Raw genomic sequence first — 3,090 nt, 5'->3', positions numbered from 1 at the left:
TCACGAAGACACACCGCGTCAGACCTCCCCAGAATCACACTGAGCAGAGTCAACGAGGGACAGCGCCCGTTTTGGCTGATCGGCCCTCGTCACGTTATGGTGTGTGGCGATCCACCGAAGACCGTCGGTCACCGAGCAATCGGTTGAAGGTCCGGGAACATCCCGGCGGCCCACGCAGGAGGACGAGGCACCGGCTCTGCCGGCACACACTGTGACGCCCCGACCGCATCCTGCGTCGGGGCGTTCGTTATTTCCCGGGTGGCTCACTTGAGACAAGTACAGCGACACCGAGGAGGTATGCATGGCGCGGGCTGACAAGACCGCCGCCGTCGCGGACATCGTCGAGCAGTTCAACGGCTCGACCGCCACCGTGATCACCGAGTACCGCGGTTTGACGGTTGCGAACCTGGCGGAGCTGCGGCGTTCGCTCAGCGGCTCGGCCACCTACACGGTGGCGAAGAACACGCTGGTCAAGCTCGCCGCCGCGGAGGCCGGAGTCGAAGGGCTCGACGAGTATTTCGCGGGTCCCACGGCGATCGCGTTCGTCCAGGGCGAGCCGGTTGACGCCGCAAAGGCGATCAAGAAGTTCGCCAAGGACCACAAGGCGCTGGTCATCAAGGGCGGCTACATGGACGGTCGCGCTCTGACCGTCGCCGAGGTCGAGCAGATCGCCGACCTGGAGTCGCGCGAGGTGCTGCTGGCCAAGATGGCCGGTGCCATGAAGGCCAACCTGTCGAAGGCCGCCGGTCTGTTCGCCGCTCCGGCGTCGCAGATGGCTCGCCTGGCAGCTGCGCTGCAGGAGAAGAAGCCTGCCGCCGAGGCCCCGGCTCCGGCTGCCGCCGAAGCTCCGGCCGAAGCAGCCGAGGCGCCCGCCGAGACCGAAGCCGCGGCCGACGCCGCCGAGGCTCCGGCTGAGGCCGCCGAATAACTCGGCACAACCCAAACCCACTTCCTAAACGGAATCAGAAAGGACCGAAATCATGGCCAAAATTTCTACCGAAGAGCTGCTCGACGTCTTCAAAGAGATGACTCTGCTGGAGCTGTCGGAGTTCGTGAAGCAGTTCGAAGAGACCTTCGACGTGACCGCTGCGGCCCCGGTCGCCGTGGCCGCCGCTGGTGCTGCCCCCGCCGCCGCTGAGGCCGGCGAAGAGCAGAGCGAATTCGACGTCATCCTCGAGTCGGCTGGCGAGAAGAAGATCGGCGTGATCAAGGTGGTCCGCGAGGTCGTCTCCGGCCTGGGCCTCAAGGAAGCCAAGGACCTGGTCGACAGCGCGCCCAAGCCGCTGCTGGAGAAGGTCGCCAAGGAGGCTGCCGAGGACGCCAAGGCCAAGCTCGAGGCGGCCGGCGCCACGGTCACCGTCAAGTAAATCGCTTTACCGTCAAAGCCCCCGGAACCGCGAGGTTCCGGGGGCTTTGTCTGTTCAGGCGCGGGCAGCCGCGGTGGCCAGCGACTGTGCCGCCCGCTCGGGGGTATCACCCAGGGCGACCAGCAGACTGATCGTCATCGGGCTCAACACCTGGATCGCCGCGGTGAGACCGTCGTCGGCGTCGCCGAAAAAGCCTGCCAATTCCAACATCATGAACCCGTGCATCACCGTCCAGAACTGGGCGGCGGCCGCCACCACGGCTGCGTCGGCGTCGGCTGTGGCCGCCGTGAGCCGGCCGGCCTCGATCGATCGGTGCACGCCACGGACCAGGTGCGCGAAGCTGGGCACCTCGACATCGATCTGATCGGTGCCCAGTTCGAGCATGTTGTGGGCCGGGGCATTGATGCCGTGCGCGCTGGTGCTGCCGAACATCAGCCGGTACAGGTGCGGCCGCCCGATCGCGAACGTGCGGTAGACGATTCCGGTGGCCAACAGGTCGGCGACCGGATCATCGGTGGGCGGGAGCGTCAGCGCCGCGTCGAATTGGCGCAGCCCCTCCTCGGTGACCGCCGCGATCAGCTGGGGTAGCCCACCGAAATGCGTGTAGACCGCCATCGTGGACGTGCCGGCGGCGGCAGCGATCTTGCGGGTCTGCAAGGCGTCGGGCCCGTGCTCGTCAAGCAGTGCCAGGGCCGCGACCAGGAGGTCCTCACGCACGGTCCGCTCGCGCTGCACAGTCACGGTTGCCATCGTCGCACAGCTGGCGTACGGTACCCATAATCTTGAAATAACAATGTTATGAGGTCTTCCGTATGTCGCTTGAAGCTCTCCGCGCCGACCAGGTGGCCAACCCCTACCTTGAGGACGTGCTGGCACCGGTGACTGCCGAACTCACGGTCACCGACCTGCGTGTCAGCGGGCGGATCCCGGACTACCTCGACGGCCAGTACCTGCGCAACGGCGCCAATCCTGTCACCGCCGCAGATCCCGCCACCTATCACTGGTTCACCGGCGACCCCATGGTGCACGGCGTGGGGCTGGGTCAGGGGCGCGCCCACTGGTACCGCAACCGTTGGGTGCGCACCCCAGGGGTCTGCGCCGCGCTCGGCGAAGCGCTGCCTGCGCGCATGGACGTACGGGCCGGGATGCAGTCGGTCGGCCCCAACACCAACGTGCTCCGCCACGCCGGCAAGACGCTGGCGTTGGTGGAAGGCGGCGTGGCCAACTACGAACTCACCGCAGACCTGGACACGGTGGGCACCTGCGACTTCGACGGCACCCTGCGCGGGGGCTACACCGCCCACCCGCACCGCGACCCGGTGACCGGCGAACTGCACGCCATCTCATACTCCTTCGCCCGCGGCAAGACGGTGCAGTACTCGGTGATCGACACCGCCGGGCGTGCCCGCCGCACCGTCGACATCGAGGTGACCGGGTCGCCGATGATGCATGACTTCTCCCTCACCGACAAGTACGTGGTGGTCTACGACCTGCCGGTCACGTTCGACTCCGATGGCGTGTTGCCGGGCACCATGCCCCGCTGGATCAAGGCGCCGACGCGCAAGGCGCTGGGCGCCATGGTCGGCAGGTTTCGGGTGCCCGGACCGGTACTTGCGATGGTCAACCGCGACAGCAGGCCGCCGGCCGGGCTGCCCTACGCATGGAACCCCGACTATCCGGCGCGCATCGGCGTGATGCCGCGGGAGGGTGGGGCCCAGGGGCG

The 3,090-nt window shown here is 67.3% G+C and carries 4 protein-coding genes; 3 read left to right on the top strand and 1 reads right to left on the bottom strand.

The genetic code is table 11. The features are described 5' to 3' along the window. Positions 1 to 301: 301 nt before the first annotated feature. Positions 302 to 928: a 50S ribosomal protein L10 gene (gene rplJ, locus BST15_RS20790; RefSeq protein WP_046189590.1), complete on the top strand. Its 627-nt coding sequence runs from the start codon at positions 302 to 304 to the stop codon at positions 926 to 928. 52 nt (positions 929 to 980) lie between these two features. After that, positions 981 to 1,367 carry a 50S ribosomal protein L7/L12 gene (rplL, locus tag BST15_RS20785; protein ID WP_024440995.1) on the top strand — a complete coding sequence of 129 codons (387 nt, stop codon included), beginning with the start codon at positions 981 to 983 and terminating at the stop codon, positions 1,365 to 1,367. Between the two features lie 54 nt (positions 1,368 to 1,421). On the opposite strand, the gene BST15_RS20780 is transcribed toward rplL, so the two are convergent. Then, positions 1,422 to 2,117: a TetR/AcrR family transcriptional regulator gene (locus BST15_RS20780; protein WP_046189591.1), complete on the bottom strand. Its 696-nt coding sequence runs from the start codon at positions 2,115 to 2,117 to the stop codon at positions 1,422 to 1,424. Between the two features lie 62 nt (positions 2,118 to 2,179). On the opposite strand from BST15_RS20780, the gene BST15_RS20775 reads away from it, so the two are divergent. Beyond that, a partial coding sequence (locus BST15_RS20775) for a carotenoid oxygenase family protein (protein ID WP_207572068.1) occupies positions 2,180 to 3,090 on the top strand: 911 nt, incomplete at its 3' end.

Source organism: Mycolicibacter arupensis (genome assembly GCF_002086515.1).
GTDB lineage: Bacteria > Actinomycetota > Actinomycetes > Mycobacteriales > Mycobacteriaceae > Mycobacterium > Mycobacterium arupense.
Note: the sequence above shows the minus strand (reverse complement) of the source record. Positions and strands in the feature narration are given on the sequence as shown.

Coding starts and splice junctions, on each gene's coding strand:
- rplJ (WP_046189590.1), top strand. CDS start 302: ATGGCGCGGGCTGACAAGACCGCCGCCGTCGCGGACATCGTCGAGCAG.
- rplL (WP_024440995.1), top strand. CDS start 981: ATGGCCAAAATTTCTACCGAAGAGCTGCTCGACGTCTTCAAAGAGATG.
- BST15_RS20780 (WP_046189591.1), bottom strand. CDS start 2,117: ATGGCAACCGTGACTGTGCAGCGCGAGCGGACCGTGCGTGAGGACCTC.